The 13,799-nt window shown below is 67.2% G+C and carries 16 protein-coding genes, 1 tRNA gene and 1 pseudogene; 13 read left to right on the top strand and 5 right to left on the bottom strand.

Going from position 1 to position 13,799, the window contains the following annotated elements:
• The first annotated feature begins 214 nt into the window (after positions 1–214).
• Positions 215–1,474, top strand: a complete 1,260-nt coding sequence (locus ATI37_RS12570) for a COG1470 family protein (protein ID WP_117237724.1) — start codon at positions 215–217, stop codon at positions 1,472–1,474.
• 90 nt (positions 1,475–1,564) lie between these two features.
• Positions 1,565–2,476 carry a M66 family metalloprotease gene (locus tag ATI37_RS12575; RefSeq protein WP_157969082.1) on the top strand — a complete coding sequence of 304 codons (912 nt, stop codon included), beginning with the start codon at positions 1,565–1,567 and terminating at the stop codon, positions 2,474–2,476.
• Here ATI37_RS12575 and ATI37_RS06970 read toward each other — a convergent pair.
• On the bottom strand, positions 2,444–2,656 hold the full coding sequence (locus ATI37_RS06970) for a hypothetical protein (RefSeq protein WP_117237725.1): 213 nt from the start codon (positions 2,654–2,656) through the stop codon (positions 2,444–2,446). The genes ATI37_RS12575 and ATI37_RS06970 overlap by 33 nt on opposite strands.
• Positions 2,657–2,709: 53 nt before the next feature.
• Here ATI37_RS06970 and ATI37_RS06975 point away from each other — a divergent pair.
• Positions 2,710–2,786 (top strand) — tRNA-Arg (locus ATI37_RS06975).
• Positions 2,787–2,830: 44 nt separating this feature from the next.
• Positions 2,831–3,394, top strand: coding sequence for a cob(I)yrinic acid a,c-diamide adenosyltransferase (locus tag ATI37_RS06980; protein ID WP_117237726.1), 564 nt, complete (start codon positions 2,831–2,833; stop codon positions 3,392–3,394).
• Here ATI37_RS06980 and ATI37_RS06985 read toward each other — a convergent pair.
• Complete coding sequence (locus ATI37_RS06985) at positions 3,391–3,666, bottom strand: hypothetical protein (RefSeq protein ID WP_198665578.1); 276 nt, start codon at positions 3,664–3,666, stop codon at positions 3,391–3,393. The two genes, ATI37_RS06980 and ATI37_RS06985, sit on opposite strands and share 4 nt — an antisense overlap.
• A gap of 80 nt (positions 3,667–3,746) precedes the next feature.
• Here ATI37_RS06985 and ATI37_RS06990 point away from each other — a divergent pair, with 80 nt between their 5' ends.
• The 9 genes and pseudogenes from ATI37_RS06990 (at position 3,747) to ATI37_RS07030 (ending at position 10,198) form a co-directional block, all read left to right on the top strand.
• Positions 3,747–4,466: an ATP-binding cassette domain-containing protein gene (locus ATI37_RS06990; RefSeq protein ID WP_117237728.1), complete on the top strand. Its 720-nt coding sequence runs from the start codon at positions 3,747–3,749 to the stop codon at positions 4,464–4,466.
• Positions 4,463–5,641 carry an ABC transporter permease gene (locus tag ATI37_RS06995; protein WP_117237729.1) on the top strand — a complete coding sequence of 393 codons (1,179 nt, stop codon included), beginning with the start codon at positions 4,463–4,465 and terminating at the stop codon, positions 5,639–5,641. The genes ATI37_RS06990 and ATI37_RS06995 overlap by 4 nt, the downstream gene beginning before the upstream one ends.
• A gap of 10 nt (positions 5,642–5,651) precedes the next feature.
• Positions 5,652–6,407, top strand: coding sequence for an SPFH domain-containing protein (locus tag ATI37_RS07000; RefSeq protein WP_117237730.1), 756 nt, complete (start codon positions 5,652–5,654; stop codon positions 6,405–6,407).
• A gap of 10 nt (positions 6,408–6,417) precedes the next feature.
• Positions 6,418–6,618 (top strand): hypothetical protein, encoded by a 201-nt coding sequence (locus ATI37_RS07005; protein WP_117237731.1) that lies wholly within the window; start codon positions 6,418–6,420, stop codon positions 6,616–6,618.
• Positions 6,578–7,084 carry a hypothetical protein gene (locus ATI37_RS07010; RefSeq protein ID WP_117237732.1) on the top strand — a complete coding sequence of 169 codons (507 nt, stop codon included), beginning with the start codon at positions 6,578–6,580 and terminating at the stop codon, positions 7,082–7,084. The genes ATI37_RS07005 and ATI37_RS07010 overlap by 41 nt, the downstream gene beginning before the upstream one ends.
• Positions 7,085–7,200: 116 nt before the next feature.
• A pseudogene (locus ATI37_RS07015) lies at positions 7,201–7,461 on the top strand (CPBP family intramembrane glutamate endopeptidase); the annotation flags it as partial.
• Between the two features lie 8 nt (positions 7,462–7,469).
• The gene (gene rapZ, locus ATI37_RS07020; protein ID WP_117237733.1) at positions 7,470–8,288 is read left to right on the top strand and encodes an RNase adapter RapZ; all 819 of its coding nucleotides are present in this window, start codon (positions 7,470–7,472) and stop codon (positions 8,286–8,288) included.
• Positions 8,272–9,492 (top strand): gluconeogenesis factor YvcK family protein, encoded by a 1,221-nt coding sequence (locus ATI37_RS07025; protein ID WP_117237734.1) that lies wholly within the window; start codon positions 8,272–8,274, stop codon positions 9,490–9,492. Before rapZ ends, ATI37_RS07025 begins: the two co-directional genes overlap by 17 nt.
• A 7-nt stretch (positions 9,493–9,499) precedes the next feature.
• Entirely contained in the window at positions 9,500–10,198 is a 699-nt protein-coding gene (locus ATI37_RS07030; RefSeq protein WP_117237735.1) for a glucodextranase DOMON-like domain-containing protein, read from the top strand.
• 70 nt (positions 10,199–10,268) lie between these two features.
• On the opposite strand, the gene ATI37_RS07035 is transcribed toward ATI37_RS07030, so the two are convergent.
• From ATI37_RS07035 to ATI37_RS07045, 3 genes are read right to left on the bottom strand one after another with little or no spacing between them, the layout of a single operon-like run.
• Complete coding sequence (locus ATI37_RS07035; RefSeq protein ID WP_117237736.1) at positions 10,269–10,589, bottom strand: DUF3208 domain-containing protein; 321 nt, start codon at positions 10,587–10,589, stop codon at positions 10,269–10,271.
• Positions 10,576–11,667, bottom strand: coding sequence for an alanine racemase (gene alr / locus ATI37_RS07040; RefSeq protein WP_117237737.1), 1,092 nt, complete (start codon positions 11,665–11,667; stop codon positions 10,576–10,578). The genes ATI37_RS07035 and alr overlap by 14 nt, the downstream gene beginning before the upstream one ends.
• Positions 11,668–11,669: 2 nt before the next feature.
• The gene (locus tag ATI37_RS07045) at positions 11,670–13,790 is read right to left on the bottom strand and encodes a primosomal protein N' family DNA-binding protein (protein WP_198665520.1); all 2,121 of its coding nucleotides are present in this window, start codon (positions 13,788–13,790) and stop codon (positions 11,670–11,672) included.
• Positions 13,791–13,799 lie beyond the last annotated feature (9 nt).

A 13,799-nucleotide genomic window follows, 5' to 3' on the forward strand; every position in this document is an offset into this window, starting at 1 on the left:
CTCATCCAATTTCTCCCGGGCCCTGTTAGGGTCGAAGGGATGAGCCTGCGAGCCAGCCTTTATCTAGCCTTGGCCTTCCTCTTGGCAGCGTGCGACGCGTCCTCCGTCAACACCCCCCCACAGGTCTCAGCTTTCCAAGCCACCCCCCCCTGAAGGGGAAGCCCCCCTCAGTGTCCGCTTCACCTGGACCGCGCAAGACCCCGATGGGGACGCGTTGCGCTGCGTCCTAAAACCGGGAGATGGGGCCACGCTCATCCTGGACCCTTGCGGCACCTCCTACACCTACACGAACCCCAACGATTACACCGCACTTCTTCAGGTTTCCGACAGAAAGGGGGCCACAGCTCAAAAGTCGGTCCTAGTCCGGGTCCACCCCAAGAAAGACTTCACCCTCAGCCTGAACCCCACGAGCCTCACCGTCCCGCAAGGGGCTAGCGGCGCCACCACCCTGACCCTCGCCCCGAAGGGCGGGTTCACCGGCACCGTGAGCCTAAGCCTGGTGGGGGCTCCCAGCGGCATCACCCTCTCCCCCACGAGCGTGAATGTTACCGGCTCCAGTCCTGTGATCCAGACCCTCACCCTTACCGTGGGAAGCGGGGTGGCCCCGGGGACCTACAACCTCCAGGTAAGGGCCTCCTTGGGAAGCCTCTCCAAGACGGCCAACCTGGTCCTCAACGTCACCACCCCGACCAATCCAGACTTCACCATGGTCCTGGAAAGCAACCACCTCACCGTCACACCTGGGGGCACTGCCCAAGTGCGCTTGGCCGTGACGGGAAACGGTGGGACCCTAAGCCTTCGCCTGGTGGACAGCAACAACGCCCCCTTTGCCTCGGTCAGCCTCTCCCCTTCCACTGCCCCTATACCCTCTGCTCCCATGCTAGAGTTTTCCGCTAGCCCTTCCTTGGCCCCAGGCACCTACCCATTGAAGGTCCAGGGGACCAGCAACGGCGTCACCAAGGAGGCCCCCCTTACCCTCGAGGTCCGTACCTCTTCCACCGTCAACCTGAGGATCCTCAAGGCGGAATGGGGGCAGACTGTTCTCAAAGAGAACCTCCGCCTGGTGGCGGGGAAGGAAGCCCTCCTTCGGGTGCACCTTTTGGCAAGCCCCTCGGCCATCTCCCTAAGCCAGCCCCTTAGCGGGGCGGTCTACCTGGGTAGCGCCTTCCAGGGGAACCTCAGCTTCACCTGCCCCAACCCCATCCCCACAAGCACCGTCCAGGGGGACCTTTCCACCACCTGCAACGCCACCTTACCCGGCAACTGGGTAGCCCCAGGCCTCAGGGTGGAACTCAGGGCTGATCCCAACAACGAGGTAGCCGAAAGCAACGAAGCCGACAATGCCCTTACCCTGAGCCCCTCCATGGGGGCGGGCACCGTCCTCCACCTCACCGTGGTGCCCGTGCTCCACCAGGGGCAAACCGCCTCCATCCCCGGCTTCGCTCAGACCCTCTGGCGCATCTGGCCTCTATAGGCCATTTCATCCTCTACCCGAGCCCCCTACACCTTCTCGGGGACCCTAAGCCCCAACGACGGCAACTCCTGGAGCCAGCTTTTGGGAGAGTTGCGAATCCTTCGACAAGCGGACGGAAGCGGGCGCTACTACTACGGGTTCGTGAGGGTCACCTACACCTCCGGCATCGCCGGGATAGCCTACCTCCGCCACCCCGTGGCCGCGGGGTGGGACCATGCGGGGAGCGCCCCCCTTGTCATGGCCCACGAACTCGGGCACAACTTCGGCAGAGAACACAGCCCCTGCGGCTTTCCCCCGGGAGACCCCTCCGTGGATCCCAACTACCCCTACCCCAACGGAAGAATCGGGACCTGGGGGTACGACCTAGAGAGCAAAACCTTGCGCAACCCCAACGGGCACTACGACCTCATGAGCTACTGCTCCCCTCAGTGGGTCTCTGACTACACCTACGAGGGCGCCCAAAGCTTCCTGGAGCAAAACCCTCCCAGGCCCCTATCCCTGCCCCAGGAAGGCCTCCTCTTCTCCGGACGCATCCAGGGGGATGAGGTGGTCTTCAACCCGCCCCTCAGGCTAGCGGTGGCCCTAGAGGGGATGCCTTCTCCCTACCGCCTCAGGGCCGATGGCGTGGAGGCGGAAGTCTACGTCTTGGAGGACTCTCATGGGACCCTTCACTTCCAGGCCTGGCTTCCCTTGAGGGAGTGGGGTCGTGTTGGCCTCTGGCGGGATGGGGGCCTCCTCAAGGAGATGGTGGCCGAACCTAGGCCCCTCGCGGAGCCGGAGGTGGAGCTCCGGGAGGAAGGGGGCCTCCTCCAGGTGCGCTGGAGGGGCTATCCCTACCTCTCCCTGGTCCATGTGGCGGAGGACGGTACCCGCACCACCCTGGGCCTCTGGCACCAAGGCGGAGAGGCCCGCTTCCCCACGGAGGGCCTCCCCCCGGGTGGGCGGTTTGAGGTCCAGCTCTCCGATGGCCTAAGCGTCCGCCTTTTCCTCTTCCCCCGGTAGGAAGAAGCGCCCCTCTTGGTAGAGGAGGCGCCCCTCCCGGCGAAGGCGTACCAAGAGAGCGAAAAGGCTAGCCTTGGAGAGGCCAGGGTAAGAGGGCTTCAAAAGGGCGTGGAGCTCCTCCAGGGAGCGGGGCTCCCTCAGAAGGCGGAGCAAGTGGGCTTCTAGACGCTTTCCCCGCACAGGCCTCATCATTGACAAAAGGAGGCTTCCCGTGCTAAGTTGGGGTTTAGCTTGGGCCCGTAGCTCAGTTGGATAGAGCGGCTGACTACGGATCAGCAGGTCAGGGGTTCGAATCCTCTCGGGCCCGCCAAAAGCCTCCGGGACCTCCCGGGGGTTTTCCCCTACAATGGGGCCATGAAGATCTACACCAAGACGGGGGACGCAGGGGAGACCGGCCTTTACGGGGCCGAGCGGGTGGTGAAGGCCCACCCCCGGGTAGAGGCCTACGGCACCGTGGACGAGGCGAATAGCGCCCTCGGCCTGGCCCGAAGCCTCCTCCCCAAGGAGCACCTGGACCTTCAGGATCTCCTGGAGCGTCTCCAGAATGCCCTCTTTGACCTGGGGGCGGACCTGGCTACCCGCATAGGCAGCCCCTACGAGAAAAACATCGCCCGTATGGACGCTGAGGACGTAGAAGCCCTGGAGAGGGCCATAGACCGCTACCAGGAGGAGAGCCCCCCCTTCCGGGGCTTCATCCTCCCCGGGGGGCATCCTGCGGCGGCGGCCTTGCACCTGGCCCGCACCATGGTGCGACGGGCGGAGCGGAAGGTGGTGGCCCTAAGCCGCGAGGAGCCTGTGAACCCGGAGACCATCCGCTACCTGAACCGGCTTTCCGACCTCCTCTTCGTCCTGGCCCGGGTGGTGAACGCTCGGGAAGGGGTGCGGGAGGAAGGGTGGCTGGTAAAGAAGCGCCGCTAGGGCCAGGGCTTTCCGTAGACCCGAACCTCGGCCCCGGGGAAGGCGTTTTCCAACAGATCTTTTAGGAAAAGGGCGGCAGAGGGTAGCAGCCCCCCGCAGGGGCCTTCCATATAGAGGAAAAGGTACCGGGGCCGCCTGGGAGATTGGGAAAAGCCCAGGCATCCCTCGTACTCGGGAAAGTATTCGTAGAATAGATCCAAGAGATCCGCCATCAGGTCCCGGGCCTCGGGTAGGGCCTCCAGGGAACCCTTGGGCTTGACCCAGAAGGTCATGGCCTTCACACCTCCATTATCCCCTCCTCGGGAAAGGAATGGGCTCTTGCAAAATGATATCATTTTGCTATGATAGCCCCGTGATCCTAGTTGAGGGATTGAGCAAACGCTACGGCCAAAGGCCCGCGGTGGAGGCGCTCTCCCTGCGCGTGGAGGCAGGAGAGGTCTACGCCCTTTTAGGCCCCAACGGGGCGGGCAAGACCACCACGTTAAGGATGCTCTCCACCCTGGTGCGCCCCACCGCGGGCAGGGCAGAGGTGGCAGGGTTTGACGTCCTGAAGGAGCCCCTCGAGGTTCGCCGCCGCCTAGGCCTGGTGAACGGGGGGATGCGGGTCTACGAGCGGCTCACGGGGCGGGAGGTGCTGGAGTTCTTCGCCTCCTTCTACAGCCTGAGAGGCCCCGCCTTCCAGGAAGCCTTGCGCTGGGTGGTGGCCCTTTTGGAGATGGAGGAGACCCTGGAGAAAAAAGTCTTGGAGATGTCCACGGGGATGCGGCAGAAGGTGGTCATCGCCCGGGCCATCCTCCACCGCCCCCCCGTCCTCTTCCTGGATGAGGCCACCGCGGGCCTGGACGTCTTCGCAAGGCGGGCCCTCCTGGACTTCGTCAAGGGCTACAGGGACCTGGGTAACGCCATCCTCTACTCCACCCACGTCATGTCTGAGGCCGAGGAGTTGGCCGACCGGGTGGGCTTTTTGCACCAGGGGCGCCTCATCTACGAGGGAAGTAAGGAGGAAGCTTTGGCCATGGGGGAAGGAAGCCTGGAGAGAGCCTTTATCGGAAAGGTGAGGGGAGCGGCATGAAACTCGTCTGGCGTATTGCGTGGAAGGAGTTGGTTCAGGTTTTCCGGGATCGGAAGCTGGTCCTCTCCACCCTGGTCCTTCCCGTCCTCCTCATGCCGGTCTTCATGTTCGGCCCCACGCTCTTCCTCTCCCGCCTCCTGGAAGGGACCTCCGCCAAAGTCCAAGAGGTGGCGGTGGCTGGGCTTCCCCAAGAGGCCCTGGAAGCCCTCCTCGAGGCCAGCCTGACCCCCAAGCCTCTGGCAGACCCAGAAAAGGCGGTCCGGGAAGGGGCGTACCCCGCAGGCGTGGTCTACGAGGAGGGCCGCTACCGAGTTTTTGGCCGCCTGGCGGGAGGGCTTTCGGAAAGCCAGGTGGCGGTGGGCAAGGTACAAGCCGCCCTGCAGGGCCTTAAGGAAAGGAGGGTGGCCGAGGCCCTGGCGCAACAGGGGGTGCCCCCGGATCTCCTCTCCCCCTTCCAGGTGGAAACGGTGGACGCCTCGCCCCCCCGGGAGAAGGCGGGAGGCCTCTTGGGCTTCCTCCTCCCCTTCTTCCTGGTGATCTTCGTCCTCTCCGGGGGGCAGGTGGTGGCGGTGGACGCCACCGCCGGGGAGAAGGAGAAGGGGACCCTCGAGGCCCTCCTCTCCGCCCCCATCCCCCTCTTTCACCTGGCCTTGGGCAAGACCCTGGCCACGGTGGCCATGGCCCTCCTCTCCGGGGTGGCGGGGCTATTGGGCTTGGCTCTGGGAGGGGTCCTGAGCGCCCGCATGGGCGGAGCCATCCCTTCCAGAGGGGGTGAGGTCCTCTCCTTGGGAGGGCAGATCCAGATGGACGGGGGAAGCTTCCTGGCCCTCTTCCTCACCGCCTTTCTCCTAGCCCTCTTCATGGGGGCGGTCATGGTGGCCCTGGGGCTTTACGCCCGGAGCTTCAAGGAGGCGCAAAGCTACATGGCCCCCCTCCAGCTCGTGGCCCTCCTCCCCCTTCTCTTCCTCCAGTTCCGCGGCTTCTTTGAACTGGCGGTCTGGCACCACCTGATCCCCCTCTTCAACACCGCCCTCCTCATGGATGCCCTCCTCAAGGGGCAGGCGGAAGGCCTCCAGGTGGCCCTCACCTGGGGTTCCACCCTCCTCTACGGGGCTTTGGCCCTCCTCCTGGCGGTGCGGGTCTTCGCCCGGGAGGATGTGGTCTTCAGGAACTAAGGAGGTACCCATGCGGAAGACGGAAGAGTTTTCGGCTTGGCGGATGAGCGGCTTTTTGGGTTTCCTCCTCCTTCTCGCGTTGGCCTGGCTCCTCCTTGCGGTCTTGGGGCTTTGGCGGGAAAGGGAGCTATTCCACCTCTGGCACCTCCTGCCCTCCCTTCTGGCCTCCCTCCTTCTAGGAAGTGGCCTCTTCACGGTCCAGCCCAACGAGGCCGTGGTTCTGGTGTTCTTGGGAAGGTACGCGGGGAGTATTCGGGAAGAGGGCTTCCACTTCGCCAACCCCCTGGCCGGGAGGAAGCGGGTTTCCCTCAGGGTTCACAACCTTACCTCGGATAAGCTCAAGGTGAACGAGGCCCACGGCAACCCCATAGAGATCGCCGCCGTGGTGGTCTGGCGGGTGGTGGACACGGCCAAGGCCCTCTTTCAGGTGGAGAACTACCAGACCTTCGTAGCCATCCAGTCGGAGGCGGCCCTGAGGGCTCTGGCCAGCCGCTACCCCTACGACGCCGAGGGGAAGTTCCTAAGGGGGAACCCCGAGGAGATCGCCGAGGAGCTGAAGGCCGAGGCGCAGGAGAGGCTTAAGGTGGCGGGGGTGGAGGTCCTCGAGGCCCGCCTCACCCACCTGGCCTACGCCCCCGAGGTGGCCCAGGCCATACTCCGCCTGGACGAGGGGCGGCAGGCGGCCATGGTCAACGACCTCATGGTGGCCCTGGTCCCCGAGGCCCAGGCCCAGCCCGTGGTGAACGTGGGCACCCTTTACGCCTGAAAGGAGGGAGGTGAAGGGCAAGCAAGAGGGGAAAAAGGCCTTTCTCCTTAGACTGGACCCGAGGCTCTACCGGGTCCTGGAGAAGTGGGCCCAGGACGAGCTCAGGAGCGTGAACGCCCAGATAGAATACTTGCTCAAAGAAGCGGCCAGGAGGGCGGGGAGGTGGAGGGATGAGGGCGAGGCTGGAACCCAAGAGGGACGGGAACCCTAAGGCGCTCCTTTTCGCCCTCTACCTGGCTTCCCTCCTCGCCCTGGGGTTCTTCGCGACCACGGTGGAGGCTTCGGAAAGACCCTTCCTCCTCGCCTTGGCGGCCGCAAACGCCCTGTTCATGGGAGCCTTCTTCCTGTGGCTTGGGGGCTTTCCCGAAAAACTCTTCTACGCGCTGGAGGGATCTTTCCTCAGGGTCCACCACCCCTTCGGCGAAAGAGGGGTGCACCGCTCGGAGGTGGCCTCCATACGGCTTGTGTCCTACGCCCTTCCCTTCCTCGCCCCAAGTCCCAACACCCAGATGCCAGGCTACTACCGCCTGAACTTCCGGTTAGAGGGCCTTCCTGTAGAGGCCCTGGTGGGGGCAAGACGAGGGGAAGGGGTCCTCCTCGTCCTCAAGGACGGCACCGGCCTACTCCTGAACCCGGAGGACCCTAAGCCCCTCCTCTCCTGGGAGGAAACGGTGTGAAGGCGCTCTGCTAGACCCACGGACTCTCCTAGCCTTCCGGCCCAACCGCCACTGGCCATTCCCCTTGGCCCTCACCCCCCTCCCCTTCCTGAACCCCTTCTCCTAGGCCTAGCCCCCTTAGGGGGCCCATGGACGAAGCCAAGGTCAACCTCCTAGCGGCCTCAGGCGGGGAGCTCACGTGGCGGGGCCACCTCTGGGAACGCCTCCGGCGAAAGGACTTCTGGCCCGCCGCCCTCCTCCACGGCACCCTCAACGGGGTGGCCGGGCTTTCCCTGGTTCTGGTGGAGCGCACGCACGACTTCCTCGTGGGGGTGGTGGGGCTTCCCGGGCTCTTCCTCCTGGCCCTCTTCAACCTCTGGCTTAGGAGGCAGGTATAGTCAGGGAGATGCGCTTCCTCGTCCTAAGCGGCCTCTCCGGAGCGGGCAAGACCACGGCCAAAGGGTTCTTGGAGGACCTGGGCTACTTCATGGTGGACAACCTTCCCCCTAGCCTTTGGAAGCCCCTTCTGCAGGAACTGGCCCAAAGGGGGATGGAGCGGGCGGGGGTGGTGCTGGACGCCCGGGCCTTGGCCTTCTTCGCTGACCTGGAGGAGGCCCTAAAGGCCCTCCGGCCCACCGTGGTCTACCTCGAGGCCCGCCCCGAGGTCCTCCTCCGCCGCTACAACCTCACCCGAAGGCTTCACCCCCTAGGGGCGGGGAACCTCCTCAGGGAGATTGGCCGGGAGCGGCAGGTGCTTTCCGCCCTCCGGGCCCAGGCCCACCTGGTCCTGGACACCTCGGAGCTCGCCCCAAGGGCCCTCAAAGAGGCCCTGGCCCGCCTCTTGGGCGAGGAGACGGGCTTCACCCTCCGCCTCCTCTCCTTCGGCTTCAAGTGGGGGCCGCCCCAGGAGGCGGACCTGGTCCTGGACGTGCGCCCCCTGCCCAACCCCCACTACGACCCCGTCCTCAAGCCCAAGACGGGCCTGGACCCGGAGGTGAGGGCCTACGTCTTCCGGGAGGGGGAGGAGCCCTTCTACCGGACCCTCCTCACGGTGGCGGGGCTTTCCGCGGAGGGGGCCAGGAAGGAGGGGCGGGCCTTCTACACCGTGGCCTTGGGGTGCACGGGGGGGCGGCACCGGAGCGTGGCCGTAGCCGAGCGGCTCGCCGAGGACCTTTCGGGCCGCTTCCGGGTGGAGGTGAGCCACCGGGATGTGGAAAGGGAGTGACCTCTTCCGCCGCCTCCCCGCCCTCCGCTGGCTCTACCCCGGGATGCGGGTCAAGCGCTACGCGGCCCTGGCCGGCCTAGGGGTCCTGCTCCTAGCCTGGGGCCTCGCCCCTCTCCTTCCCCCGTTGCCCCAAGGGGCCCTTGGCCCAGCCTTGGCCCTTCTGGGCCTCCTCCTCCTCGTGGGGGGGATAAGGGCCATGAACCGGAGCTTTCTCTCGGCCCTCATGGAGCCCGAGGAGGTGCCCGAGAGGGTCTACGTGAGGCGGAGGTTGGAGAAGGGCCCAAGGGTGGTGGCCTTCGGCGGGGGAACGGGGCTTTCCCGGGTCCTAACAGGCCTCAAGGAGCGCACCGCGGGTGCCACGGGGATCGTGGCCGTCACCGACGACGGGGGCTCTACGGGCCGCCTCCGGCTCACCTTCGGCCTCCCCGCGGTGGGGGATCTGGTGGACTGCCTGGCTGCCCTTTCCGACCACCCCGCCCTGCCCCGGCTCCTGGCCCACCGCTTTGACCGGGGGGAGCTTGGGGGGCATACCTTCGGCAACCTCTTCCTGGTGACCCTGAACGGGGTGGCAGGGGACTTCGCCGAAGCCATCCTCGAGGCCAACGCCATCCTGAACCTAAGGGGCCAGGTCCTCCCCGCGACTCCCGAGGCCGTGCGCTTGGGGGCGCGCTTTCGCGGCGGGGAGGAGGTGGAAGGGGAGGTGGCCATCCGTGGGAAGGGAGGGCGCATCCAGGAGGTCTTCCTGGTCCCCGAACCCCAGGAGGTGATGCCGCAAGCCCTAAAGGCCATCCGGGAGGCGGACCTCCTAGTCCTGGGACCGGGAAGCCTTTACACCAGCGTTATCCCCAGCTTCCTTCCCAAGCCCCTTAGGGAGGCCATCCTGAGGGCCAAGGCTCCCCTGGTCTACGTGGTGAACCTCATGACCGAGCCCGGGGAGACCGACGGTTACACCGCCTACGACCACTACAAGGCCATCGCCTACCACCTGGGCCGCAGGCCTAATGTGGTCCTGGTGCACACCGCCCCCATCCCCGAAGAGGTCCTCTGCCGCTACCGGGCCGAGGGGCGCCACCCGGTGGCCTTTGACCCCAGGCCCTTCGCCGTGGACGGGGTTCGGGTGGTCCAGGGGGATTTCCGGGAGGAGGGCCCCTTGGCCCAGCACGACCCCAGGAGGGTGGTGGAGGCCCTGCTCAAGCTGGTATAACCGTAGGGTGCTGTTTCTCTTCCAAGACCCCCTAGGGGACGACCGGGGCCTGGCCTATGGCTACCCCCGGGCCGCCCTCTACCGGGAAGCGGGGGAGGGCTTCGCCGACCTTTTGGCCGTGGCGGGAGAGGCCCGGGAAGGGCGGCTTATCCTCAGGGTGCGCCTCGCCCGCTACCCCAACCCCCTAGAGGGCCCCTTGGGCTTTAGCTTGGCCACGGTGGTCCTCTTCCTGGATACCGAGGAGGGGGGGGAGGAGGCCCTGGTGCCGGGCCTCTCCACCCCCAAGGGAAAGGGGTGGGAGGTGGCCTACCTCCTCACGGGCTTCGGGGCGGAGAAAAGGGAGCCCGACGGCAAGAGGAACCCCGTCAGGGCCTGGCGGGAGGGGGAGTGGGTCCTCCTGGACACGGGCCTCCCCCCGGGGCAGTACGGGCTCTACGGGGGGGTGGGCCTCTTTGATCCCTTCTCCCCCTGGTACCTGCGCCCCACCAGCCCCGATGGGGGCCCTTGGACCCTCATGGCCCCCCCGGGAAGCCCTCCTCTGGTGGACCTCCTGGCGGAGGACCCCCTGGACCAGGTGCGGGCCTACGAGACCGGGGTGCTTAAACCCCTGAGGCCCAAGGGGTTTTACCTTGGGCGGGAAAGCCTCTGGGCCTTTGTCCTGGGAGGCGTTTCCCTCATCCTGGCCTTTTTCCTAAGGAAACGCTAGGTGCCCATGCCGGAGCTTGGCAACACAAAGGCCCGATCCGGGGCAAAGCCGAGGTTCGTTCACCAATACCCTAGAGGGGCCTCAGGTCCTCTAGGAGAAGCCAGCCCACCTCCGGAGGAAGGGCCTCCAGATGGGCCTTCAGGGCCTCAGCCACCCTCTCCGCCAGGGGCTTTAGGGCCTCTGGGGGCTCTTCGGTGAGGAGGAGGAGGGTTACCTGGTAGAAGGCCTGGGTGGCTGTGGGGGTGCCGTCCTCAAAGAAGGGGGTGGGCGGGGGAACGGGGTCTATGAGGAGCCTCGCCCCCAGGACCTCCCCCGGGAGGAGGGCCTTGGGGTCCAGGGTGGCCCCCTTCGGGTGCCAGAGGTAGCCCTGGAAGAGCCTAACCGCCTGCATGGGCCCACTCTACCCCCTCCAGGAGGTAGACCCGGGGCAGGCGGCGGGAGAGGTGGACGGCCACCTCGTAGGGGATGGTGCCCCGGGCCTCGGCCCAGGCGAGGAGGCCCGTAGGGCCGAAGTCCGGGGAGAGGACCTCAAAGACCGCCTCCAGGCCCAGGGGTCCTGGGAGGAGGACCGTGGTCTGGTCCATGGAGATCCGCCCCGCTACCCGGCAAAGCCCCCCTCCAGGCCCCCTGATGGAGGCCACCGCCCCCCGGGGAAGCCCGTCGGCGTAGCCCACGGGCAGGGTGGCGAGCCACTCCCCGCCCCTGGCCACGTACTCCCCCCCGTACCCCACCCGGTCCCCGGGCTTTAGGCGCTTCACCAGGGTGGGGCGAGCGAGGAGGCGGAGGATAGGCCGGAGGCCAAACCTCGGCACCAGGCCGTAGAGGGCGAGGCCCACCCGGACGTTTTCCCCCCCGTGGAGGAGGAGGCCATAGGAGTTCTCCAGGTGGTAGAAGTACCCTGGGCCCAGGGCCTCCCGCACCCCCTGGAAGCGGGCCCTCTGGGTCTCCACGAAGGCCTCGTCCTCCCCTGCCGTGGCCAGGTGGCTATAGACCCCTTCCACCCGCACCCCCAGGGCCTCCACCGCCCTCAAGGCGGAAAGGGCCTCCTCCCAGGGGAAGCCCACCCGGTTCATCCCCGTGTCCACCTTGAGGTGGGCCTTAGGGGTGAGGCCCAGGGCCCGGGCCCTCCCCGAGAGGGCCTCCGCCGCCTCCAGGGTGGAGAGGGTGGGCGTGAGGCCCCACCTCAGGGCCTCTTCCGCCTCGAGGGGGTGGAGGCTTCCCAAGAGGAGGACCTCCCCCCTTACCCCCCCCTCTCGCAGGGCCCGCCCCTCGGCGGGGGTGGCCACGGCGAAGCGCCCCACCCCCCTTGCCTCCAGGAAGCGGGCGAGGGGCAGGGCCCCGTGGCCGTAGGCCTCGGCCTTGAGGACTGGGATCACCTCCCCCCGAGCCCTGGCCTTTAGGAGGCGGTAGTTGGCCCAAAGGGCCCCCAGGTCCACCTCCATCCAGGCCCGCCAGGGATAGCCCCGCATGCCTAGTCCTCCAGAAGCCCCACGAAGTGGTGGGGGTCGGGGTCCAGCTTAACCCTCCGCCGGTCCAGGTGGGAGAGGAGCTCCTGAAGACGCTCCGTGCTCCCCCTGAGGAGGAGGTGGTAAACGTAGACCCCCTTGACCCGGGGCACGGGGGCAGGGGCGGGCCCCAAGACCTCCTCCTCCCGGGCCACCCCCTTGAGGGCCTCCTTTAGGGCGAAGGCGGCCTCGAGGGCCCGCTCCTCCTCCCGGTGGCTCACCTCCAGCTTCACCATGCGCACCTTGGGGGGGTAGTGGAGGGCCTCCCGCTGGGCCCTTTCCACCCAGGGGAAGGCCTCCACGCTCCCCTCTAAAAGCCCCCCGTGGGCAGGGTGGTCCGGGGTATAGGTCTGCAGGAGGATGAGGGGCCTCCGCCCCGGCCTGAGCTCCGTAAGGGCCCAGAGGAGGCGGTGGTACCGCTCCGAGGCCCGGAAATCGCTCTCGTAGAGGAAGCCGTCCGCGTAGGGCAGGAGGACCAGGGCGAGCTCGGGAAGCGTTGGCCCCCGCAATATGGCGGTGGTGCCCACCACCACCCCAGGCCTCCCCTCCAGAAGGGGATTCAGGTCGTCCTTCCCCTCCTTGGCGTAGCGGAGGACGGGGAGGGCGAGGCACCGCTTGAGCTCTTCGGAAAGCCACTCCAGCCCCGGCCCCCTGGGCTCCAAAAGGGGGGAGCCGCACTCCGGGCAGAGGGGGGGCGGGGGTTCCTCGTGGCCGCACTGGTGGCAGAGGAGCCGCCCCCTCCCCTCCCGGTGGTAGCGCAAGGGGAGGGCGCAGTCCGGGCAGGTGGGCCGGTAGCCGCAGTCGCCGCAGAGGAGGAGGGCGCTATACCCCTTGCGGGGGGCCAGGACCACCGCCTGCCGGCCCTTTGCCTCCACCTGCCTTAGGAGGGCCAGGGCCCGGCCCGTGAAGGGGTAGCCCCTCTCCCGCTTCAAATCCAGGACCATCACCCTGGGCCTGGGCACGGGGAAGGTGAGGCCAGGCCTGTCCAGGACCTCCACCGAAGGCACCAGGGAGAGGTAGGTGAGGGGGATGCCCAGGAGCCTGGCCCTGAGCTCGGCCAAGGGGGGGATGAAGGCCCGGGTGCCCGAGGGGAGCTTGTAGCTCTCGCTCCCCTCCTCCACCACCACCAGGGAATCCGGGGTAAAGGGGAGAAGAAGCCCCCCATAGGTGGCGAAGAGGAGGCCCTGGGGCCTTCGGAAAAGGGCCTCCCGCACCCTTGGAGAAAGCCCCCCGTGGTAGGCCTTGGCCTCGGGGAAGAAGGCTAAGAAGCGCAGGAGGAGGCTCACCTCCGGGAAGAGGACCAGGTGGTTCCCCTGGGCCAAAAGCCCCTTCAGGAGCCGCACCCTTTCGGAAAATCGCCCCCCATTTAGGCGCCCGGGCCTTTCGGGAAGGAAGAGGGGTTCCACCCCATCCCCCTCCCCCCGGGGCTCCGGGGGGTGGCCGTAGCCCATGTAGCCCTCCTCCAGAAGGCGCTTCACCCGTCTCACCCCAAGCCCCGAGGCCCGGGCCAGGGCGGAAAGGCTCTCCGCGTGGCCCATCGCCCAAAGGAGCCGCAAGGCCCGGTCCAGCTCGGGGTCGGGATGGGCCTCCTTTAGGGGGATGAGGGCCGCCTTCCCCTCCTTGAAGGCCACCTCCTCCTCCAGGACCCCCGCTTCCCGCAAGAGGTCCAAAAGCTTGGGGTCGTAGCCCTTGGCCTCCTGCCATTCGGAAAGGCCCTCGAGGCCCTGGGGCAGGACCCTGGGGTCGGCGCCGGGGTAGAGGCGGACCCGGTGGGTGAGCTCGGGGAAGGGGGGAAGGAAGTCCATGAGGACCTGGCCCAGGGGGGCGAAGAGGTAGCGGGCGGCCTCCTCAGCGAAGCGGATCTCCTCCGGGCGCAGGTAGGGGCTTTGGTCCAGGTAGGCAAGGGCGTGGCGGAGGCCGGGGCTTGGCCTCACCCGTTCCTCCCCCACCACCACCCCCACCCGCACCTCCCCCCGCCAGGGCACGGCCACCCGAAGGCCCAAGGGGGCCTCCCCCTCCCGCCCTAGGGGGGGCAGGTAGCTCATGGGGGAAAGGGGCAGGGGGAGGGCCACCTGGAGGGCCCGCATACGCCTAGG

This window comes from Thermus sediminis, assembly GCF_003426945.1.
Classification (GTDB): domain Bacteria; phylum Deinococcota; class Deinococci; order Deinococcales; family Thermaceae; genus Thermus; species Thermus sediminis.